A 22,985-nucleotide genomic window follows, 5' to 3' on the forward strand; every position below is an offset into this window, starting at 1 on the left:
CCCCCCCCCCCCCCCCCCCCCCCCCCCAAAACACAAAAAAATAGCGAGTGCGGAAAGCGAGAAAAAGCTTCAAAAAAAACGAAAACAGAGGCTAATGCTCTGTTTTCGTTTTTTTAATGGTTTGGTTGAATATGATAATAACTGCAAATAATATAATTCCGATAATGAAATACCTCCACGAAAGGTCTTTCTGATGGGTGACAGATCCTGTGGCAGAAATAATAAAACTGGTTGCCGAAGTAATTACGTAGACCAATCCGCCCATCAGTCCGCCGGCTGTCGCTGCATGTTTAGGAAAGTGAAGCATACTTGTGGTAAAAAACGAAGTAAATAAAATTCCTGAACAAATATGAATGACAAACGCAAAAGGAATCATAATAAATAAGCTTTCGGAAAAATAACTCGTGATAAGCATTAAAATAATCAATATAATCTGAAGAACAACAGGTTTTAAGGCACGTTTGTCATCTGGTAACGAAAGTCTTTTTTTACCGATTAAGCCGCCAATCATCCATGAAAATCCAAGAATTAACGTACAGTATCCTATAACTACAGAATTAAAGTGAAAAGTATTCTCAATAATAAATGGGCCAGTGATATTGAACACCATGACAACAGAATAGCTTAATCCTAAAATCATAATTCCGAGGATAAATATTCTACTTTTCAGCATCATTTTATAGAGCTTTAAATTTTCAGAAAGGCTGAATTTCTTTTTCTGAGGAAGGCTTTCTCCACTGAAAAACCATTCGAATAAAAATAAAATCCCGGCATAGATTGCCAAAAAATGAAAATTCGACTGCCAATTGAATAGTTTTTCCAAATAACCACCTAAAAACGGGGCAAGAATAGGCCCGCAAGACCAAGTTATTGTAAAATAGCTTAGAAAGTGCTTTGCTCTGTCTGGATCGTAGAGATCGACAAAAATAGCTCGTGTGGAAACCACCAAAACTGAAACCGCAACTCCCTGTAAAATACGCATTAATGATATCAGTAAAATACTGTTGGTCTGCGTTATAAGAAGGCTGCTTACAATCAACAGAAACAATGCTGCCAATTTTGGTCGATAACGCCCGATACTGTCTAAAATGCTGCCAATGAACAACTGTGTAATTCCGTAACTTAATAAATACGAGGTGAGCGTAATCTGAATATCTTTTTCTGAAACCGCTAATCCTTTCGCCATAGAAGGAAACGACGGCAAATAGATGTCTGTAACAAATCCAGAAAGGGGAATAGACACAAATGCCATAATGGTTATCAGCTTGATACGTTGCAATGATGCTTCTTTCAACATTTTCTTTTCATTTTAATGATACAAAATTACATCAAGGTTCAGAAAAATGAATTTTAAAAGACAAAGCAAAAATTACAAAAATCAAATAATTAATGTTTTTTTGAACTGCAATGGCGAATGGTCTGTATGTTTTTTAAAGAAATTATTAAAATGAGAAGGTTGTTCAAAGCCTAAAGTATAGCCCACTTCAGCAATATCCCAATTGGTGTATTTTAAAAGATTTTTAGATTCCTCGAGAATTCTTTCTTTGATAATCTGCGTGGTAGTAAGATTGGTGACTGACTTTACCGAAGAATTCAAATGATTTACATGCACATGCAGGTGATCTGCAAAATCTGAAGCCGTTTTTAGTTCAAGAGGATAAGTAGGTGAATCCAAAGGGAATTGTTTGTTTAAAAGTTCGTCAAACATTCTGTATAAGCGCACATTGGCGGGTAGATTATTCATGCTGATATCTTCCATGCGGTTTTCCAATGCCAGATGCAGAACCGAAACGAGGTTGCTTTTAATGCTGTTGCAGCGAAAAGGATAAGATGAATTATTAATCCTATAAATCTGATCAAAATAAAGCGTTGCTAATTCCGTCTGTTCCTCGGTAAGCACAACAAGAGGGGAGCTCCATTCTTTAAAAAGCGATGTTTTCTTAAAAAACTGGAGTTCAGAATTACCACTGAAAAATTCCTGGTTAAAAAGGCAGGTGTAGCCTTCCTGAATCACATCTTCACATTCCCAGCTGTAAGGAATATTCAGTGAAGGGAAGAATAATGACGGACTTTCAATCGTAATCGTCTGATTTCCATATTGAAATTTTCCTTTGCCGATGATGAGACTCACGCGATAATAATCCCGTCTGCTGTAAGGGCTTCGGGAGCTGCAGTATTTCCTCATCGTGATATTGAAATGAGAAGTTCCGGCAACAAAATCGTCGGTTTCAAAAATGGTGACTTTTCCATCTTTTACTTTCTTGTAATAATCACTTATGGTTTCCAGCTGATCGCTCATTGTATATAATTATAAAAATCAAATATAGAGAAAGATTCTTGTTTGGGAAATAAATTGTGATTAATATAATAAATAGATGTTTTTGTAATTTCAAATTAAATGATTGATCGTGTGGTCTTTGTTGAACAGATATCCTTATGAATATTAAGAGCTTGTTTAAAATTTTATCTAAAGTTTTTTGTCATTCTGAAAGGAATTTTGCGCAGCATTATGAAATGAAGAATCTTTTAAAATTCAGATATTTGAGATTTTTCGACTCCACTGCGTTTCGCTCAAAATGACACCCTGTAAAATTGAAATTAGAAATTTAAGCCAACTATAAAAACAGTTCGTAACAATGAAAATTTTATGGACTTTATGGTAAAAATAATTATCCTTAATAAAAACGCTTATTTGTGAAATTTTTAAAGACATTCATAAAAAATAGAAAAGCGCTTTATCAGTAAGCATTTTAAAAGAATTCTAGCTAAATTTTGACTTTTTCATTAAAAAATTAGAAGTAATTTTTAGAATGCTGTTAAATTTAAATTAAACTGATAAAACTTTTTCTGTCAAAGTTGGCTGGAATCACCATAAAACCTATATTTGCAGCCTAAATTTTAAAAATAATGAAAGAACTAATTGAAAAAATCAACGCGGAATTTGAAGCATTCGCAACTGAAGCAAACCAACAAGCAGAAAAAGGAAACAAAGCTGCTGGAACTAGAGCTCGTAAATCAGCTTTAGAATTAAGCAAGTTGTTCAAAGAATTCAGAAAAGTTTCTGTTGAGGAATCAAAAAAATAATTGTTCCAGAACCGGCTTTCTAAGTCGGTTTTTTTTTTGGAAATAACTCATCGTTAATGAATAAATTCATTGATTTTTTTATTTCCATCAGATTGCTTAGATTTTTTTCATACTGTTGGTTTATCACAAAGGCGCAAAAGTCTTTTTAAACCGTTATACACTTTTAAGACGCAAGGATTTTATCTATGATAAAATTATGGAACGCCGATAAAAAATTAAACGTTATCCAAGAAAGTTTAAACTACTTTTTGATTATTGTATAATGAAAGCGTAGCTGAACTTAATTTTCCTTAACTTCTTAATATAAATCTTAATGGTTTAAGATATTGGAATTATTTTATTTCACATGGATTACTCATCCACAATTCACCCTAAAAACATTTTCCTCTCTCCCCGAATCTCTTTATCTTTAAGCCAATCAATGAAGATTATGAAGATAAATAGATTTTTTGCAATGCCCGCTGTTGTATTTGCAACACATTTTTCTTGGGCACAAATTACGGTAGATTCGAAAGAAAAACTTAATCCGATTGTTCAAAGTTTTGTAAATGAAATAAATACCAATTCTCAATTGGAGGGAATGGCGTACGAACTTCTTGATGGAGTTGGTCCGCGATTGGTGGGAACTCCCGAAATGTTGGCGGCGAACGAATGGACGGCCAATAAGCTTCGTTCGTGGGATATTGAGGCCAATTTACAGCAATTTGGTACTTGGAAAGGGTGGCAGAGAGGCATTACGCACGTTGATATGATATATCCGAGAATTAAATCTCTATCCGCAACTCAATTGGCGTGGAGCCCTTCAACCAAAAAAGCAATAGAAGCTGAAGTGGTAGTTCTTCCTAAAGTTGCTTCCAAAGCTGAGTTTGATAAATGGTTACCTTCCGTAAAAGGAAAAATTGTTTTAATGGCTCAATATCAAAAAATCGGACGTTCGAATGAGCAGATCAAGGAGTTTGCAACGCCTGAATTGTATGAAAAATTAAAAGCCGAGAAAGAAAAAGCGACCAAAGATTTCAATGATTATGTGAAAAATATCGGTTACGATAATACGACGTTACCTGAAGCATTGGAAAAAGCTGGAGCTGCAGGAATTGTGATTTCCAACTGGACGGGAATTATGGGAGCCAATAGAATTTTTGGAGCTAAAACAAGTAAAATTCCAATGATTGATATTGATGTGGAAGATTACGGAATGTTATACAGAATGTCTGAAAACGGTGCGAAACCAAAGATTAAAGTAGAAACTCAGTCGAAAGTTCTTCCTGATGCGAAAACTTTTAATACCATCGGGATGATTAAAGGAAAAGAAAAACCTAATGAATATGTGGTTCTTTCGGCTCATTTAGATTCTTGGGATGGTGCACAAGGCGCGACCGATAACGGAACGGGTGTTTTAACAATGCTTGAAACGATGCGAATCCTTAAAAAATATTATCCTAATAATAAAAGAACAATTGTTGTCGGGCTTTGGGGGAGCGAAGAGCAGGGCTTGAACGGTTCTAGAGGTTTTGTAGCAGATAATCCGGAAATTATCAAAGGAACTCAGGCTGTTTTCAATCAGGATAACGGAACGGGGAGAGTCGTCAATATCAGCGGACAAGGGTTTGTGAATGCTTATGATTACATCGGGAAATGGCTGAATGCAGTACCAAAAAATATCAAAGATCAAATTAAAACTGACTTCCCTGGAATGCCGGGTGGAGGTGGTTCTGACCATGCTTCGTTTGTTGCCGCAGGTGTTCCTGGCTTTTCTTTAAGCTCTTTAAATTGGGGATATTTCGGATATACATGGCATACCACGAAAGATACTTATGATAAGATCGTTTTCGATGAAGTAAAAACTAATGTCGTTTTAACCGCAACGCTGGCGTATATGGCTTCTGAAGATCCTGAATTTACCAACAGAGAAAAACGTGCAATGCCTGTTGACGACAAAGGGCAGGCGACCAAATGGCCGGAAGTAAGGCAACCGAGAAGAGATTCTAAAGGATTTTAAATATAATTTTTAGGAGCTTAATCCCGCTTTCCACTGTATCTTTTTGGTTACGGGCTCCGCTTCGCTCCGCCCGCAACCAAAAAGGATGTCGTTTCAATCGGGGCTAGGGGAGTAGCCTGCAGTCATTGCGATGAACAAAGTGAAGAAGCAATCTTGAAATGAGATACAAAGATTGTCATAGAAATTAAATGTGCGGCTTAATCAATAAGTCGCACATTATTTTTAGTGGGTTCTACATCAAGTAAGTTCCTGATTTCATTTAGTTTACTTTCTTTTACAATATAAGTTGTGCAAATTTTATTGTTAAGGTGCATACTGAAATTCATACGAATTCCTGTTCGCGTTCCATGTGCTGCATTCTTGTATTTATATTCTGAAAAGACAGGAAACAAATTAGCGAGACATAAGAAATTTCTTTTTAATGATTTCGAAAAGTTAGGATAACTTCCTTCATCGTCAATCACTTTCATTCTGAATATTTTCTTGCCTAGAGTAGTTCCAAAATAGCATTCAGTAATCGCTCCAAAAATGATAACACACGGAATCGAAAATAAAATACTGAAAATAAGAGTCTGATTAAATAGATAATAAAAAATTAAAGAAAATACCGCCATATCGATCCATTTTGCAAATAATCTTTGGGTTTCGCTGTCTTTGAAACCAGGATTATAAGGCAGGTGATATTCATAAGAATGATAAATCCTCTTTCCGTACTCATCAAAATCGAGAGTCGGTCTGTGAATGACTTTTCTTTCTTTAATTTCTGATATTTTCAAGATAATTTTTTCACAAAATCATACTCAACTGAATTCTTTTTCTCGCTTCATCAATTTCCGTTACCCTCACCTGAACGTGCTGATGTAATTTCACCACTTCATTCACATCAGACACAAAACCGTCTTTTAGTTTAGAAATATGAACAAGTCCGCTTTCTTTAATTCCTAAATCTACAAAACATCCAAAAGCCGTAATATTATTCACAATTCCCGGTAAAATCATTCCAACTTTTAAGTCGGTAATCTTTTTCACGTTAGGATCGAATTCAAAAACTTTAGCTGCTTTTCTTGGATCTAATCCCGGTTTTTCAAGTTCCTTTAAAATGTCTTTAATGCTTAAAATTCCGATGTCTTCGGTAATATATTTTTCAGGTTGAACTAATGCAATTTTCTCTTTATTGGCAATCAATTCATCAGTTTTTATCCCTAAATCTTTTGCCATTTTTTCGACAATTTTGTAGGCTTCAGGGTGAACTGCAGAATTATCCAAAGGATTTTTAGCATTATTAATTCTCACAAACGCAGCCGCCTGTTGGAAAGCTTTTTCACCTAATCTAGGAACTTTTTTCAATTGTTTTCTATCTTCGAAAGCGCCGTTTTCGGTTCGATAATTGACTATGTTTTCCGCCATCTTTTCACCGATTCCGGAAACATAACTTAATAATGATTTACTTGCGGTATTTAAATTAATACCGACAGAATTCACGCACTTCATCACTGTAGAATCCAGTTCATTTTTAAGCTGAGTCTGATCGACATCGTGTTGATACTGACCAACACCAATTGATTTTGGATCAATTTTTACCAATTCAGCCAACGGATCTGCCAATCTTCGACCGATAGAAACCGAACCACGAACCGTCACGTCATAACTTGGAAATTCATCCCTTGCAATTTTACTTGCCGAATATACCGAAGCTCCGGCTTCCGAAACCACGAAAACCTGCAATGGTTTGTCGAATGCAATTTTTTTAATGAAAAACTCAGTTTCACGACTTGCGGTTCCGTTTCCGATCGATATTGCTTCAATATTGTAAGCATTCACCATCGAACGGATTTTTTTCATCGCCATTCCGCTTTCGTTTTGCGGAGCGTGAGGATAGATGGTTTCGTTGTGTAGTAAATCTCCTTTTTCATCCAGACAAACAATTTTGCAACCGCTTTTATAGCCTGGATCAATTGCCAAAATTCTCTTTTCTCCCAAAGGCGGAGCAAGCAATAGTTGAGTCAGGTTTTCAGAAAAAATTTCGATAGCTTTTTTATCTGCTTTTTCTTTGGCTTCCTGTAACGTTTCATTCGAAATAGCGGGTTCTAATAGTCTTTTATAGCTGTCTTTTATGGCTAATGAAATTTGTTCCGCTGTTTCGTTATTTGACTTGATAATCGCGTTTTCAATAAAATCAATCGCTTCCTCTTTATCAATTCCGATGTTTGTTTTTACAAAACCTTCAGATTCTGCTCTCAACATCGCTAATAATCGATGAGAAGGTGTTCTGTTCAGATTTTCTTCCCAATCGAAATATTGTGAAAACTTTTGAGCATCTTCTTCATCTTTCTTCGCTTTTACGACTTTTGAAGTCACCACCGCTTTTCTTTGGAACAATCGGCGAAGATTTTTTCTCACATACATATTTTCATTGATCCATTCTGCCATGATGTCTCTTGCACCCTGCAAAGCTTCATCTTCAGTCGAAACAACATCATTTATATATTTTGAAGCTAAAAATTCCAAATCCTGAACTTTCTGGCTCATGATCATTTTAGCCAAAGGTTCCAGTCCTTTTTCTTTTGCCGCATCAGCTTTGGTTTTCTTTCTCTTTTTGAAGGGTAAATATAAATCCTCAATCTCCTGAATATCGAAACTTTCTTCAATTCTCTGTTTCAGTTCCGGAGTTAATGCATTTTGCTCTTCAATTGATTTTAAGATTGAATCTTTTCTCTTTATAATTTCATCAAACTGCTTATTAAGCTTAGAAATTTGTTCGATCTGCGTTTCATCCAGATTTCCGGTTTTATCTTTTCGGTAACGGGAAATAAAAGGAATCGTACAGTCTTCCGCCAATAGTTCTAACGTTGCGTTAATGCTTTTCTCGGATATATTGAGGGTTTGTTGTATATAATTAATGGTGTTCATTGAAATTTTTTGGAAGTGCTAAAATACAATATTTTTCAAAAAACAAATTTTTAAAATAATTCTCTACAAAGTATAATTTGCTAAATGTATTTTCTATCTTTGTCAAACAACTGTAACCAAAAGAACAAATTATTTGACTTTGTAGAGTTGTGAATTGCTTTCAATTTAAGAATGACAACCTCTGAAAAGAGATGGGTGAAATGAAAAATCCCCTGATGTTGGCGCATCCAAGGGGATTGTAGCTTAAAGATAATGTTTAACCTTTAAATTTATTATCTATGGATTTAAAAGAATTGATTTGCTTTCGCTCATTTATACATTGGCGAAGCAAAAAAAGAGTTCATCTCTCTAAGCCATTTTGTTTTTATTGCAAAAAACGCAAATAAGAACATTTTTAATAGGTAGCCATAAGCTACCTATTAATTTTGCAAATATAAGCAAATTATTATTTTTTCTTTTTTATAATTAAGTGAAAAATTATACTTCATAAAATAAAAATGCCCCGAAGGTAGTCGAGGCGCTAAATGTTTTCACAACGGAATAATCCTTATTGTGAATTGCTTTCGGTTTCAAAGATATAAATTAATTTTTTATAGGAAATAAGGGAAACCGTATTTTACATTATTTTTTTCTTTCTATTTTTAAAGTAATTTCAAAAAACGAATAATTATGGCTAAAAATATATTGGGATTAGACTTGGGTACAACATCAATTGGTTTTGCCCATATCATTGAAGGTGATTCCCCTGAGCAATCTTCCATTCAAAAAATTGGAGTTCGTGTAAATCCTTTATCAACGGATGAACAAACTAATTTCGAAAAAGGAAAGCCTGTTTCGATAAATGCAGACAGAACTTTGAAACGTGGAGCAAGGAGAAATCTTGATCGTTATCAGGATAGAAGAAAAAACTTAATTGATGCTTTATTGAAAGCTGATATGATTAATAATAATTCAATTTTGGCCGAAAATGGGAAAAATACCACACATTCTACCTATTTTTTTAGAGCAAAATCTGTTGTTGAGAAAATTGAGAAAGAAGAGTTGGCAAGAGTTTTCTTGGCGATTAATAAAAAACGTGGTTACAAAAGCAGTCGTAAGGCTAAAAATGAAGATGAAGGGCAAATTATCGATGGAATGGCTGTTGCTAAAAGATTATACGATGAAAATCTTACGCCTGGTCAATTGGCATATCAACTATTAAAAGAAGGAAAAAGATATCTGCCAGATTTTTACCGCTCAGACTTACAGTCAGAATTTGATAAAGTCTGGAATTTTCAGAAACAGTTTTATGCCGAAATTCTGACTGATGAGTTTTATAAAGAATTAAAAGGGAAAGGGCAACGTGCTACATCTGCAATGTTTTGGTCAAAATATAAATTCAATACTGCTGATAATAAAGCAAAATCTAGAGAAGAAAAAAAGCTGCAGGCTTATCAATGGAGAAATGATGCTGTTTTTAAACAATTGGAAAAAGAGGAAGTTGCTTTTGTAATTACAGAAATCAATAATAATTTAAATAACTCCAGTGGATATTTGGGTGCAATAAGTGATAGAAGCAAAGAGTTGTATTTTAATAATCAGACGGTTGGGCAATATTTATATCAACAATTAAAAGAAAATCCGCATACGAGATTAAAAAATCAGGTTTTTTATCGACAGGATTATTTAGATGAATTTGAGAAAATTTGGGAAACACAAGCAAAATTTCATTCTGAATTAACAGAGACATTAAAAACGGAAATCCGAGATATTGTTATTTTTTATCAAAGAAAACTAAAGTCCCAAAAAGGATTGGTCAGTTTTTGCGAATTTGAAAGTCGAGAAAAAATTATCAACAAACATAAGAAAACAATAGGATTAAAAGTTGCTCCAAAATCTTCGCCTTTATTTCAGGAATTTAAAATCTGGCAAGTTTTGAATAATGTTTTGGTTAGAAAAAAAGGAAGTAAAAAAAGGAGTTTGAAGAAAGATTCTGCAATAACATTATTTGATGAAGAAAAAAAGGTTTTTGTTTTTGATTTAGAAACCAAACAGAAATTATTTGATGAGTTAAATATTAGAGGAAACCTCAAATCAGCAAAAATTATTGAATTTTTAGGTAATAAACCATCAGATTGGGAAATGAATTATTCTGAATTAGAAGGTAACAGAACCAATAAATCATTATTCGATGCGTATCTGAAAATTTTAGAACTGGAAGGATATGATGAAGATTTACTAAAGCTTCAAGGAAAAGATAATATTGATGTTTCCGAACTAAAAGCACCTGTTTCTGAGATAAAAAATATGATAAAAAATATTTTTGAAGTTTTAGGAATTAATACGGAAATTTTAGAATTTGATGCAGAGTTAGATGGAAAAGATTTTGAGAAACAAGCTTCTTACCAGCTTTGGCATTTGCTGTATTCTTATCAGGAAGATGATTCTAAGACAGGAAATGATACCTTGTTCAGACTTTTGGAAGAAAAATTTGGTTTTAAAAAAGAACATTCACAGATTTTAGCAAGCGTTGCTTTTACTGATGATTACGGAAATCTAAGCACTAAAGCAATGCGTAAAATATATCCGTACATTAAGGAATTGTCTTATGATAAAGCTTGTTTACAGGCTGGTTATAAGCATTCTGCTTTGTCTTTAACCAAAGAAGAAATTGCTACTCGACCATTAAAAAACCGATTGGAATTACTCAAGAAAAATAGCTTGAGAAATCCTGTTGTTGAAAAAATTCTGAATCAATTGGTTAATGTCATCAATACGATCATTGAATCCAATAGTAAAAAAGATGAGGAAGGAAATATTACAGAATATTTCAAGTTTGATGAAATACGTATTGAACTTGCACGCGAACTGAAAAAGAATGCCAAAGAAAGGGCAGAAATGACGACGAATATTAATGCTTCAAAAATTGCGAATGATAAAATAAGAGATATCATTAAGAAAGATTTTCCACACATTAAGAATCCTAGTAAAAATGATATTGTTAGATATAAATTATATCAAGAGTTATCTTTTAATGCATATAAAGATTTATACACTGATGAAAAAATAAATTATGAAAAATTATATAGTAAAGATTATGATATTGACCATATAATCCCACAATCAAAAATGTTTGATGATAGTTTCTCTAATAAAGTTTTAGTACCAAGATTCGCAAACTTAGAAAAAGGGAATAAAACAGGTAATGATTATATGTTTCATAAATCAGAGGAAAGTTTTGAAAAATATATTTCTATTGTTGAAGCTTTATTTAAAGAGAAGAAAATAAGCAAAGCCAAATATCAAAAATTACTAAAGCAAGAATCCGAAATCGGAGATGGATTTATCGATAGAGATTTGCGTGATAGTCAATATATTGCAAAAAAAGCTAGAAATCTTTTATATGAAATTTGCAGAGTTGTAACACCTACAACAGGAAGTGTGACTGATAGATTACGTCAGGATTGGGATCTAATCAACATTATGCAGGAACTTAATTTTGATAAATTTAAAGCATTAGGATTAACCGAGAAAGTAGAGAAAAAAGATGGGAGTTTCAAAGAACGAATTGTGGATTGGAGCAAAAGAAATGATCATCGTCATCACGCAATAGATGCTTTAACAGTGGCTTTTACTAAACAAAGTCATATTCAGTTTCTTAATTTTCTAAACGCACGAAAAGACGAAAGCCATAGAGAACATAATACTATAATTGGAATTGAAAATAAAGAAACCACTTGGAAATATGATGAAGACGGAAATAAGAAGAGAATATTTAAGTTACCTATACCAAATTTTAGAGAACAGGCTAAAGAGCATTTAGAAAATATTTTAGTTTCGCACAAAGCTAAGAATAAGGTTGTGACCAAAAATAAAAATAAAACCAAATCTAAAAACGGCGAAAAAATTAAGGTTGAATTGACTCCAAGAGGACAGTTGCATAAAGAAACCATTTATGGAAAATATCAGTATTACGTTAATAAACACGAAAAAGTAAGTGCGAAATTTGATGAGATTACAATTAATAAAGTAGCAAATCCTATTTATAAAAAACTCTTGCTTCAAAGGCTTTTTGAAAACTCAAATGACCCGAAGAAAGCATTTGCAGGAAAAAATATTTTGAGTAAAAATCCGATTTATCTTAATGAGGAAAAAACTGAAACTTTACCAGAAGTAATTAAATTAACTTGGCTGGAAGAAGATTATTCCATCAGGAAAGATATCAGTCCAGACAATTTTAAAGATTTAAAAACGATTGATAAAATCTTAGATGAAAGTGTTAAGCGAATTCTAAAAAAAAGATTGGAAGAATTCGGAAATGATCCGAAAAAAGCATTTTCAGATTTAGATAAAAACCCAATTTGGCTTAATGAGAAAAAAGGTATTTGCATTAAAAGAGTAACTATTTCTGGTGTTAAAAACGCAGAATTTTTACATTTCAAAAGAGATCATTTGGGAAATGAAATTTTAGATGAAAATGAGAATAAAATTCCTGTTGATTTTATAAGCACGGGAAATAATCATCATGTTGCTATTTACCGAGATGAGAGAGGAAATCTTCAGGAAAGGGTTGTGTCTCTGTTTGATGCTGTTCAATTAGTAAATGCTGGTGAACCTGTTATTAATAAGGAATATAATCAAGGTTTGGGTTGGGAGTTTTTATTCACTATGAAACAAAATGAATATTTTATTTTTCCTAATGAAAAAACGGGATTTAACCCTAAGGAAATTGATTTATTACATCCAAAAAATAAAAAGAAGATTGGTCCAAATTTATTTAGAGTTCAAAAGATTGCAAGTAAAAATTACTTTTTTAGACATCACTTAGAAACAACAGTGGAGGAGAAAAAAGAATTAAACGGAATTGCATACAAGCCTCAATTAGGATTAAATGCGATTCAGAATATCGTGAAAGTACGTCTTAATCATTTAGGAGACATTGTGAAAATCGGAGAATATTAAAATTTAGTTTTATGATCACTCGCTCCATCTACATCGGCAATCCAGCTTATCTCAAATTAAAAGATGAGCAGATGAAAATCCTTTGTCCGGAAGCTAAAACGGAAAAGGGGAGTGTTCCTGTGGAAGATTTGGGGCTACTGATGCTGGATCATTTTCAGATTACGATTTCACATAATCTCATTCAAAAAATGATGGGGAATAATGTAGTGGTGATAAGCTGTGATGCACAACATTTACCACACGGAATTATGTTGCCACTTTATGGACATTCCGAACATTCTGATCGGGTAAAAGATCAGTTGGAAGCGAGTGAACCTTTAAAAAAACAACTTTGGAAACAAACCATCGAATGTAAAATTGAAAACCAAAAGAATGTATTGATGAGATTGGGGAACTACTATGAACCCATGAGTGATTATAAAAACAACGTAAAAAGTGGTGATATCACCAATATGGAAGGTATTGCGGCTCAGCATTATTGGAAATATCTTATAAGTTTAGATTTTCTCAGACAACGTTTTGGAGATTCACCGAATCAGTTTTTCAATTTTGGTTATGCCGTACTTCGAAGTATTGTGGCAAGAGCAATTGTGGAAACTGGATTGCTTCCGGTGCTCGGTATCTTTCATAAAAACAAATACAATCCTTACTGTCTTGCTGATGATCTCATGGAGCCTTATCGTCCTTTTGTTGATATGTTGGTGATGCAATGGCTTGCTAAATGTCCTGAAACAGAGGAGTTAACCAAAGAATTTAAAGCACATATCCTTCAAATAGCTACCAGAGATGTAAGAATTGATGATAAAATGAGACCTTTACTAGTTGCTGTAAAAACAACGGTAACCTCTTTATATAAGTGCTATACTGGTGAAAAAAGGTTAATTTCTTATCCTGAACTGATATGAATGCCGAAAGGTTTAATGCATACCGAATTATGTGGGTTTTAGTATTATATGACTTGCCAACCGAAACCAAAGCTAATATGAAAGATGCCAATCGCTTTCGTAGGGGGCTGATTGATGATGGATTTACCTTATTTCAGTTCTCTATGTATGTTAGGCACTGTCCGAGTCGAGAAAACGCGGAAGTACATATTAAAAGAGTGAAATTTATGCTTCCCAAAGCGGGTAAAGTAGCCATTATGTGTATCACAGACAAGCAATTTGGAGATATTGAAATCTTTTTTGCCAGAAATCGAGAAGAACCTCCACCCACATTTCAGCAGCTCGAATTATTCTAAATTTTAAATCCTGAAAACAAAAATAATCTACTGAATTTCAGTAGATTATTTTTTGAGGTTGTGTATTATCACAAAGATAGTAAAGTTTGAAAGCAATTCACAACCTGTGCTTTCATATCTTAGTTGTTAGTTATGTTGTGTATTATCACAAAGATAGTAAAGTTTGAAAGCAATTCACAACGAGATACTTGGATTTTGAAGAAGAATTTTTGTTGTGTATTATCACAAAGATAGTAAAGTTTGAAAGCAATTCACAACTGTTTTATTATTAGTTTCAGCAGCAATATTGTTGTGTATTATCACAAAGATAGTAAAGTTTGAAAGCAATTCACAACTATCAAGTTCGTTTTGCTTCAGAATTGAAGGTTGTGTATTATCACAAAGATAGTAAAGTTTGAAAGCAATTCACAACATGATTATAATTATTAAAAAGGTGTTTTATGTTGTGTATTATCACAAAGATAGTAAAGTTTGAAAGCAATTCACAACCTGCAGCATATTTTCTCACCAATCATTTTTGTTGTGTATTATCACAAAGATAGTAAAGTTTGAAAGCAATTCACAACGCTATTTTCAGCAGTATATTTCTCTATCAAGTTGTGTATTATCACAAAGATAGTAAAGTTTGAAAGCAATTCACAACTGGGTAAGATATCTAATTTCCAAGCTCAGAGTTGTGTATTATCACAAAGATAGTAAAGTTTGAAAGCAATTCACAACTCTCTCAAGCCTTACCATTACTGTTGATGCGTTGTGTATTATCACAAAGATAGTAAAGTTTGAAAGCAATTCACAACAGTAGCATATCTGTTAGTTATTTTTATTATGTTGTGTATTATCACAAAGATAGTAAAGTTTGAAAGCAATTCACAACTGTAAAAGCAATACCAAAACGTTATTATACGTTGTGTATTATCACAAAGATAGTAAAGTTTGAAAGCAATTCACAACGAGATAAGTTTGATATGACAAATGCAGACTGTTGTGTATTATCACAAAGATAGTAAAGTTTGAAAGCAATTCACAACTCTCTATTACAGTTTAAATAAAAAAAATCAGTTGTGTATTATCACAAAGATAGTAAAGTTTGAAAGCAATTCACAACCAGGGGGAAGAGGTTCTTCAAAGTCGTATTGTTGTGTATTATCACAAAGATAGTAAAGTTTGAAAGCAATTCACAACCCCCTTTGGGAATGTCGGTTATTACGCTCTGTTGTGTATTATCACAAAGATAGTAAAGTTTGAAAGCAATTCACAACTTCCAAGTGGACGTATTATCATCCAATTTTGTTGTGTATTATCACAAAGATAGTAAAGTTTGAAAGCAATTCACAACAAGTGAAATACTTGTTAATTTACCTTCGCTGTTGTGTATTATCACAAAGATAGTAAAGTTTGAAAGCAATTCACAACTCTTGCCATTTCTTCATCGAATTCATTCCCGTTGTGTATTATCACAAAGATAGTAAAGTTTGAAAGCAATTCACAACACTTCACCTGCGAGTCCTGAAAATTTATTAGTTGTGTATTATCACAAAGATAGTAAAGTTTGAAAGCAATTCACAACATTAAGCACATAATCACGAACGCCGATTCTGTTGTGTATTATCACAAAGATAGTAAAGTTTGAAAGCAATTCACAACTTCAATCTCGTTATGGAAATTGATAAGATCGTTGTGTATTATCACAAAGATAGTAAAGTTTGAAAGCAATTCACAACTTGAAGCGATGAGTGGAAAAATTCCACCAAGTTGTGTATTATCACAAAGATAGTAAAGTTTGAAAGCAATTCACAACTACAGGTAAAATCACTATCACGGCCGACAAGTTGTGTATTATCACAAAGATAGTAAAGTTTGAAAGCAATTCACAACTCAGAAACAAAAGAGGATTGGGAAAAGTATGTTGTGTATTATCACAAAGATAGTAAAGTTTGAAAGCAATTCACAACTACAGATTATGACAAGATTTCTTCAAGGATGTTGTGTATTATCACAAAGATAGTAAAGTTTGAAAGCAATTCACAACTCTTTTTTTAAGGGAGGTTTTGCAGGAGTTGTTGTGTATTATCACAAAGATAGTAAAGTTTGAAAGCAATTCACAACGGAAAATTTGATTCCATCAAAAACTAAAAAGTTGTGTATTATCACAAAGATAGTAAAAGTTTGAAAGCAATTCACAACTGTGTAGTGAAGCCTAATTCATTAAGCCAAGTTGTGTATTATCACAAAGATAGTAAAGTTTGAAAGCAATTCACAACAAATTCCATTTCTTTTTACAAAACAACTTCGTTGTGTATTATCACAAAGATAGTAAAGTTTGAAAGCAATTCACAACGCTGTAATTGCTGTCATTTCGGTATTTGCAGTTGTGTATTATCACAAAGATAGTAAAGTTTGAAAGCAATTCACAACCAAGGTAATGACATAGGGCGATTAAAGTATGTTGTGTATTATCACAAAGATAGTAAAGTTTGAAAGCAATTCACAACCTTGTCTATCTTCTTAAATGTTATACTCATGTTGTGTATTATCACAAAGATAGTAAAGTTTGAAAGCAATTCACAACTAGACCCAAAATTCGAATTTACAAATTACTGTTGTGTATTATCACAAAGATAGTAAAGTTTGAAAGCAATTCACAACTGCGGTTGTGCTATCCTCGTCAAATGAAAGGTTGTGTATTATCACAAAGATAGTAAAGTTTGAAAGCAATTCACAACTGTTGTTGATTTTGCTATTCTGATGATTTCGTTGTGTATTATCACAAAGATAGTAAAGTTTGAAAGCAATTCACAACTCTTTGCGAGTCTGAAAAATCGGCTTTAACGTTGTGTATTATCACAAAGATAGTAAAGTTTGAAAGCAATTCACAACAATGATTTGCGATGGTTGACTATTACAGGCGTTGTGTATTATCACAAAGATAGTAAAGTTTGAAAGCAATTCACAACTCCTCTTTTCAATTTAATTGAGAGGGGGAAGTTGTGTATTATCACAAAGATAGTAAAGTTTGAAAGCAATTCACAACTGCTGTTTGATGGTTCTTTATTTTCCCACAGTTGTGTATTATCACAAAGATAGTAAAGTTTGAAAGCAATTCACAACGTTTGCTTAGTGATATACTCCAAAGCGGACGTTGTGTATTATCACAAAGATAGTAAAGTTTGAAAGCAATTCACAACTAGCGGGTTTACATTAGAAGGAAATCCATAGTTGTGTATTATCACAAAGATAATAAAGTTTGAAAGCAATTCACAACCAAGAATGAGATCAACGAAAAGAGTTCCTAGTTGTGTATTATCACAAAGATAATAAAGTTTGAAAGCAATTCACAACAAAAGTGCTTACCACTGAAGAGCTGGAAGCGTTGTGTATTATCACGAAGATAACAAAATTTGAAAGCGATTCACAACAGTTTATTACATAATACGATTATGATATAGTTGTGTATTATCACGAAGATAATAAATTTTAATATAAAAAATTGTAAGGTTCAAGTATAATATTTAAACTTCAAATATGTAATTTTATTCCAAATTTCGGGAATGTCTAAAATAGCATTAAAAAAAGAACTTTTAAAACTATCAAAAAATCAATTACTAGAACAAGTTCTTGATTTATATGAAAAAAATAATTCAGTAAAAGAGTTTTATAATTTTTATCTAAATCCTAAAAATGAAGAAGCTTTAATTAAAAAATACAAAAAACTTATCCGTAAAGAATTTAACGTAGAGTATCCACAGAGAAGTACAGAAAAATTTTCTGTTGCAAAAAAGATTATTTCTGATTTTAAGAGTTTACAACCATTACCAGAGTCAATGGCTGATGTTATGCTTTATTTGCCAGAAAGTGCCTGTGAACTTACCGCCTTATATGGAGATTATTCTGTACAGTTTTATAACTCTACTTATAATAACTATAAGATCGCTCTGGACTTTTTAAAAAAGCATAATTTGTTAGTGCAATTTCAACAAAGGGCGATCCAGTGTGTAAAATGGTCATCTTGTTGTGGTTATGGTTTTGCTGATGATATGAAAGATCTTTATCATAAATATTATTTTTAATTTCAGAAAATAATCAGATTCACTATATTTGACTAAAATCCGTATAAAAAGCCCGCTTTTTTCATTTCTTGATGTATGGTAAGGTGATGAAAAAACTGTTTTTTATATTTTTGACCTGTCAAATTAAGGGTAAGGCTTAAGAATAATTTGATTTATATTTAAATAATAAATTTTTAACAATTGAATAATATGAAAAAACTGAGTGTAATTGGATTAGTAGCTGTAAGTTTATTAGCAGCATCTTGTAACAAGGAAAAAGCTGCAGACAGCGCTGCTACAAACTCTGAACAAACTGTTGCTGAAGGAAAAGGTGAAGTTTTACCAGTAGATGTTGCTACTTCTGTGGTAAACTGGAAAGCATTCCACAAAGGAGGTTTTGCTCCACGTTGGGGAACAATCACTGTAAAATCTGGAGATTTGAATGTTGAGAACGGACAGGTTTCTGCGGGAAGCTTCGTACTCGATATGGCTTCTATTAAAGTAGATCCGGCTTCAGTAACTGAAAAAGATAAAAAACCGGCTGATCTTGAAACTCACCTTAAAAGTGCTGATTTCTTTGATGTAACTAAAAACCCAACTTCAGAGTTCAAAATTACAAGTGTTGCAGATTTAGCTGAAGCACCGAAAGAAGGAGCTATTGAAGGAGCGAACAAAACAGTAAGCGGAAACCTTACTTTATCTGGAAAAACAGTTAATGTTACTTTCCCTGCGAAAGTGGAAGTTGCTGAAGGTTCAGCTTCTGTACAGGCTAAATTTACTGTAAACAGAGCAGATTGGGGAATTAAATTCGGTACGTCTGAAGCAGATCCTGCAGAATGGGGAATCAGTAAAGACATCGAAATCGCTGTTGACGTAAAGGCTAAAAAATAATTTTTAGATTTATAAATAATCTAGAAGCTGCTTTCTTTGGGAAGCAGTTTTTTTGTTTTTTTAATTGAAGTTTTGTTACGGCCTTCGCTTTTCTACGGTCGCAACAAAATGAAGTAAGTTTTTTGTAGAAACGCAAGTTAAAAAATTACCTTTCCGTCACTTTGAATAACACGGCAAAGCGAAGTGTATTAGGAAGATTATAAAATTGGAATTGATTTACCTTTTATAGATTCTATCAGCTGACAATAAGTAAATCCTGAGATTATTCTCAGGATTTATAATTGTATAAAGATCAGCTAATTTCGAGATACTTGTAGTGAAGTTCAGTTTAAAAAATTAATTCAAAAATTCAGAATCCTTCACCCTCACACAATACTCACTTCCAAGATAGAGTGGATTCCCATGCTTCTCAGACCAAAAACCATCTAATACGTCTTTACTTAAACAGCGGTATACAGCAACACCTTTATAGATGTTGTGATCTTCACCCTCATAATTAAAATTAATGACTAAAATCTGGTCTTTAAAAAATCCGGTACCGTTTTGCAGATGGTCACCGATAATCCATTGTGCCACGATACGGTTGTTTTCATCGAGAGATAAAGTTAATATGCCATGATAAGAAGGCTGATCAGATGCTTCCTGATTGCTGCCTTCAATTGAATAACTTCCTACCAGATCCTGTACTGTCATTGATTTTATTTTTAATGAATTTGCAAAGTTATGGAATCTTGTTTTAGATTTGCCTTTATGATGTATATATTAATAGCGATCAATCTTTTGAGTTTTATTATTTTCGGTTTAGACAAAAGAAAAGCCATCAAACATCAAAGAAGAATTTCAGAATCTTCATTGTTAACGGTGACGTTTTTTGGAGGAACCATTGGAGCTATTATTGCCATGATGATTTTCAGACATAAAGTATCGAAGAAGTCTTTTTTGTGGAAGTTTGGAGTGGTTATTCTAGTTCAATTGATAATAATATATTTTTTAAGAGATAAATTGATGCTTATGCTATAAGTAAGTAATCTCTGCTCAATCATAAAGGTTTTAAATGACTGTTTTTCCAACATAAAAAAACTTTAGATACCACATCCACCCACCTCGGCATTATATTTTCTTTTCACAATACTTGTAAACACCAAAATATAAAATTATGTCAAAGAAAATCGCCATTCTGGCAACACATGGATTCGAGGAAAGTGAATTAGCATCACCAAAAGAGCATTTAGAGCAGCAGGGCTGGACGGCGCATATCATCAGTCCGGAATCGGGAACCATTAAAGCTTGGGCTGAAAAAGACTGGGGAAAAGAGTATAATGTAGATAAAACGTTGGATGAGGCAAATGCTTCAGAATATGATGCCTTAGTTTTGCCTGGTGGCGTGATCAATCCGGATCAACTGAGAACAAACGATAAAGCTTTAAGTTTTGTGAAAGACTTTTTCCAACAACATAAACCAGTGGCAGCTATTTGTCATGGACCGCAGATTTTAATCAATGCTGAGGTAGTGGAAGGAAGAAATTTGACATCCGTAAATTCAATCAGTAAAGATTTGAAAAATGCAGGAGCCCATTGGGAAGATAGTGAAGTAGTGGTTGACAGTGGTTTGGTAACAAGCCGTACGCCAGAAGATCTCCCGGCTTTCAATGCTAAAATGGTAGAGGAAATAAAGGAAGGAAAACATAAAGAACAGACTTTGTAGTTTTTGAATTTATAATATAAAAAAGGTTTAGGTGGTAAAACTTAAACCTTTTTCTTGTTTAATATGCCCTCGTAATCACGCTTCTGTTAATGATTTAGATGTTAAAATAAATAACTTCTTCATTATGAATTTGTTAATTATCAAAACTTATTGCTGAATATTCCATTTAAAATCACTATTTTTGCACCCGTAAAAATCCTATATGCAAAACATTAGAAATATTGCGATTATCGCACACGTTGACCACGGGAAGACGACTTTGGTTGACAAGATCATTCACGCTACCAATATTTTCAGAGAAAATCAGGAGAGTGGAGAATTAATTATGGATAACAATGATCTTGAAAGAGAAAGAGGGATCACCATCTTATCCAAGAATATTTCTGTTACTTATAAAGACACTAAAATTAACGTAATTGATACTCCTGGTCACGCCGATTTTGGTGGGGAAGTAGAAAGAGTATTGAAAATGGCTGACGGAGTTATTTTGTTGGTGGATGCGTTCGAAGGACCAATGCCACAAACAAGATTCGTACTTCAGAAAGCTTTAGAATTAGGTTTAAGACCATTGGTTGTAATCAACAAAGTAGATAAGCCAAACTGCCGTCCGGACGAAGTTCACGATCAGGTATTTGATTTATTCTTCAACCTTGAAGCTACTGAAGAGCAATTGGATTTCCCAACGTTCTACGGTTCTTCTAAGCAAGGTTGGTTCAACACATCTTTGGAGCAAACTGAAGATATTTTACCATTACTAGACGGGATTTTACAATATGTTCCTGCACCGAATGTAACTGAAGGTAACCTTCAGATGCAGATTACTTCTCTAGATTTCTCTTCTTTCTTAGGAAGAATCGCGATCGGGAAAGTAACAAGAGGTGAGATCAAAGAATCTCAGTGGATTGGTCTTGCTCAGGCAGACGGTAAAGTGGTAAAAGGAAAAGTAAAAGAATTATACGTTTTCGAAGGATTAGGAAAGAAAAAAGTAACTGAAGTACAGGCAGGTGATATCTGTGCTGTAGTTGGTTTTGATGCTTTCCAGATCGGAGATTCTTTCGTAGATCTTGAAAACCCTGAACCATTGGAAAGAACAGCGATTGATGAGCCTACATTGAACATGACGTTCTCTATCAACAATTCACCTTTCTTCGGTAAAGATGGTAAATATGTAACTTCAAACCACCTTAAAGAAAGATTAACTAAAGAATTAGAGAAAAACTTGGCATTAAGAGTTCAGCAGACTGATGATGCAAACACTTTCTTGGTATTCGGTAGAGGTATTCTTCACTTGTCAGTTTTAATTGAAACAATGAGAAGAGAAGGATATGAAATGACGATTGGTCAGCCACAGGTTATCTTGAGAGAAGATGAAAATGGTGAGAAATTAGAGCCTTATGAATCTTTGGTAGTTGACGTTCCTGAAGAGTATGCTTCAAGAGTTATCGACTTGGCAACTCAGAGAAAAGGAGATCTTCACATCATGGAAACTAAAGGCGAGATGCAACACATGGAATTCGAAATTCCTTCAAGAGGTTTGATCGGATTGCGTTCTCAAATGTTAACAGCTACTGCAGGTGAAGCTATTATGGCACATCGTTTCACAGAATATAAGCCTTTCAAAGGTGCTATTCCTGGAAGAAACAATGGTGTATTGATCAGCAAAACTCAAGGTCCTGCAACTGAATATTCTATTGCTAAACTACAGGATAGAGGTAAGTTCTTCGTAGATCCGGGTGAGGAAATCTACGCAGGTATGGTGATCGGTGAGCAAAACAAGCCAGGTGACTTGGTAGTAAACATCGTTGAAGCAAAACAGTTGAACAACATGAGAGCTTCAGGTAAAGATAAAGATACAGGTGTAGCACCAAAAATCTTGTTCTCTCTTGAAGAATGTATGGAATATATCCAGGCTGATGAAGCGATCGAGGTTACTCCAAACTTCATCCGTATGAGAAAGAAAATCCTTTCTGAAGAAGAAAGAAAAAGAGTAGAAAGACAAGCAAAAGCTTAATTAAATTCTTATAAATAAAGTAAAGTCCTGATTTTTTTCAGGACTTTTTTTTATTTGTATACTAGCTTTATATTAAACTATTATTTTAATGAATTTTGTGTTTATTATGTTTAATTGAAATGTTTTAAATTTAAGTAATTAATTAACAATATTCGTTT

At 33.4% G+C, this 22,985-nt stretch carries 15 protein-coding genes and 2 CRISPR repeat arrays; of the genes, 10 read left to right on the forward strand and 5 right to left on the reverse strand.

What is annotated here, in order from left to right; translation table 11 throughout:
• Positions 1-91: 91 nt before the first annotated feature.
• Positions 92-1,297: an MFS transporter gene (locus ABEG63_RS20805; RefSeq protein ID WP_346587322.1), complete on the reverse strand. Its 1,206-nt coding sequence runs from the start codon at positions 1,295-1,297 to the stop codon at positions 92-94.
• Positions 1,298-1,378: 81 nt separating this feature from the next.
• Entirely contained in the window at positions 1,379-2,299 is a 921-nt protein-coding gene (locus tag ABEG63_RS20810) for a helix-turn-helix transcriptional regulator (protein WP_267402812.1), read from the reverse strand.
• 608 nt (positions 2,300-2,907) lie between these two features.
• On the opposite strand from ABEG63_RS20810, the gene ABEG63_RS20815 reads away from it, so the two are divergent.
• Complete coding sequence (locus ABEG63_RS20815; RefSeq protein ID WP_042720556.1) at positions 2,908-3,084, forward strand: histone H1; 177 nt, start codon at positions 2,908-2,910, stop codon at positions 3,082-3,084.
• Positions 3,085-3,514: 430 nt separating this feature from the next.
• Positions 3,515-5,083, forward strand: a complete 1,569-nt coding sequence (locus ABEG63_RS20820; RefSeq protein ID WP_346587325.1) for a M20/M25/M40 family metallo-hydrolase — start codon at positions 3,515-3,517, stop codon at positions 5,081-5,083.
• Between the two features lie 197 nt (positions 5,084-5,280).
• On the opposite strand, the gene ABEG63_RS20825 is transcribed toward ABEG63_RS20820, so the two are convergent.
• Positions 5,281-5,859, reverse strand: coding sequence for an RDD family protein (locus ABEG63_RS20825; protein ID WP_346587327.1), 579 nt, complete (start codon positions 5,857-5,859; stop codon positions 5,281-5,283).
• Between the two features lie 10 nt (positions 5,860-5,869).
• Positions 5,870-7,993 (reverse strand): Tex family protein, encoded by a 2,124-nt coding sequence (locus ABEG63_RS20830; protein WP_346587328.1) that lies wholly within the window; start codon positions 7,991-7,993, stop codon positions 5,870-5,872.
• 669 nt (positions 7,994-8,662) lie between these two features.
• On the opposite strand from ABEG63_RS20830, the gene cas9 reads away from it, so the two are divergent.
• The 5 genes from cas9 to ABEG63_RS20855 all read left to right on the forward strand — a co-directional run bounded on the left by cas9 (position 8,663) and on the right by ABEG63_RS20855 (position 19,111).
• Positions 8,663-12,934 (forward strand): type II CRISPR RNA-guided endonuclease Cas9, encoded by a 4,272-nt coding sequence (gene cas9 / locus ABEG63_RS20835; protein ID WP_346587330.1) that lies wholly within the window; start codon positions 8,663-8,665, stop codon positions 12,932-12,934.
• An 11-nt stretch (positions 12,935-12,945) separates the two neighbouring features.
• On the forward strand, positions 12,946-13,839 hold the full coding sequence (cas1, locus tag ABEG63_RS20840) for a type II CRISPR-associated endonuclease Cas1 (protein ID WP_346587331.1): 894 nt from the start codon (positions 12,946-12,948) through the stop codon (positions 13,837-13,839).
• The gene (gene cas2 / locus ABEG63_RS20845; RefSeq protein ID WP_346587333.1) at positions 13,836-14,174 is read left to right on the forward strand and encodes a CRISPR-associated endonuclease Cas2; all 339 of its coding nucleotides are present in this window, start codon (positions 13,836-13,838) and stop codon (positions 14,172-14,174) included. The genes cas1 and cas2 overlap by 4 nt, the downstream gene beginning before the upstream one ends.
• Before the next feature lie 365 nt (positions 14,175-14,539).
• A CRISPR array of direct repeats spans positions 14,540-16,049; the repeat unit is 47 nt; unit sequence GTTGTGTATTATCACAAAGATAGTAAAGTTTGAAAGCAATTCACAAC.
• A 107-nt stretch (positions 16,050-16,156) separates the two neighbouring features.
• Positions 16,157-17,436: direct repeats of the CRISPR family, unit length 47 nt; unit sequence GTTGTGTATTATCACAAAGATAGTAAAGTTTGAAAGCAATTCACAAC.
• A 286-nt stretch (positions 17,437-17,722) separates the two neighbouring features.
• Complete coding sequence (locus tag ABEG63_RS20850) at positions 17,723-18,241, forward strand: DUF6155 family protein (RefSeq protein ID WP_346587335.1); 519 nt, start codon at positions 17,723-17,725, stop codon at positions 18,239-18,241.
• Between the two features lie 189 nt (positions 18,242-18,430).
• A complete protein-coding gene (locus ABEG63_RS20855; protein ID WP_346587337.1) occupies positions 18,431-19,111 on the forward strand; it encodes a YceI family protein in 681 nt (226 codons plus the stop codon).
• A 336-nt stretch (positions 19,112-19,447) separates the two neighbouring features.
• Here the strand turns inward: ABEG63_RS20855 and ABEG63_RS20860 are convergent, their stop codons facing one another.
• On the reverse strand, positions 19,448-19,804 hold the full coding sequence (locus ABEG63_RS20860; RefSeq protein WP_346587339.1) for a hypothetical protein: 357 nt from the start codon (positions 19,802-19,804) through the stop codon (positions 19,448-19,450).
• Between the two features lie 57 nt (positions 19,805-19,861).
• On the opposite strand from ABEG63_RS20860, the gene ABEG63_RS20865 reads away from it, so the two are divergent.
• The 3 genes from ABEG63_RS20865 (at position 19,862) to typA (ending at position 22,827) form a co-directional block, all read left to right on the forward strand.
• Entirely contained in the window at positions 19,862-20,131 is a 270-nt protein-coding gene (locus ABEG63_RS20865; protein ID WP_346587341.1) for a DUF1294 domain-containing protein, read from the forward strand.
• A gap of 136 nt (positions 20,132-20,267) precedes the next feature.
• Entirely contained in the window at positions 20,268-20,816 is a 549-nt protein-coding gene (locus ABEG63_RS20870) for a type 1 glutamine amidotransferase domain-containing protein (RefSeq protein ID WP_346587342.1), read from the forward strand.
• A gap of 202 nt (positions 20,817-21,018) precedes the next feature.
• Positions 21,019-22,827 (forward strand): translational GTPase TypA, encoded by a 1,809-nt coding sequence (typA, locus tag ABEG63_RS20875; RefSeq protein WP_346587343.1) that lies wholly within the window; start codon positions 21,019-21,021, stop codon positions 22,825-22,827.
• The last annotated feature ends 158 nt before the right edge of the window (positions 22,828-22,985 follow it).

The sequence above is a fragment of the Chryseobacterium sp. C39-AII1 genome (genome assembly GCF_039672645.1).
In the GTDB taxonomy this organism is placed as follows: domain Bacteria; phylum Bacteroidota; class Bacteroidia; order Flavobacteriales; family Weeksellaceae; genus Chryseobacterium.